This window comes from Stenotrophomonas pictorum JCM 9942 (genome assembly GCF_001310775.1).
Lineage (GTDB): Bacteria > Pseudomonadota > Gammaproteobacteria > Xanthomonadales > Xanthomonadaceae > Stenotrophomonas > Stenotrophomonas pictorum.
The window spans coordinates 1-519 of record NZ_BAZI01000824.1; the positions used below are offsets into that span (position 1 = coordinate 1).

The 519-nt window shown below is 69.0% G+C and carries 1 protein-coding gene; it reads left to right on the plus strand.

Annotated features, from left to right (window positions below; translation table 11 throughout):
* Positions 1-445 (plus strand): siderophore-interacting protein (locus tag JCM9942_RS17890; RefSeq protein ID WP_172675223.1); only part of this gene is annotated, 445 nt, incomplete at its 5' end.
* Positions 446-519 lie beyond the last annotated feature (74 nt).

The window sequence follows — 519 nt, forward strand, 5'->3', positions numbered from 1 at the left end:
CAGCGCGCAACCGGGCGATGCGCTGGTGGTGGCCGGCCCGCGCGGCTCGCATGTGATCGCCGACGACTTCGACAGTTATGTGCTGATCGGCGATGAAACCGCGTTGCCGGCCATCGCCCGGCGGCTGGAGGAGCTGCCCGAACACGCCGTGGCCGAGGTGTTCATCGAGATCCCCGAGGAAGCCGACCGCCAGCCGCTGGACAGCGATGCGCAGGTGACCGTGCACTGGTTCGAACGCAACGGCTTCGCTGCGGCCAGCAGCACCCTGCTGGAGGACGCGCTGGTGGATTTCGAACAGCCCGATGGCGATGCGTTCTACTGGATCGCCGCCGAATCACGGCGCGCGCGGATGATGCGCAAGTTCATCGAAGGCCACCTGCAGGTGCCCAAGGAATGGATCCGCGCCACCGGCTACTGGAAGGCGGACCCCGACGAGGCGGAGTGATCGCAGCTGTCGCCTCCCCGAGGCGACGCACGAGGGAGGCCGTGCGCGAACGCGCGGCGGCGTGGACAGCGGGG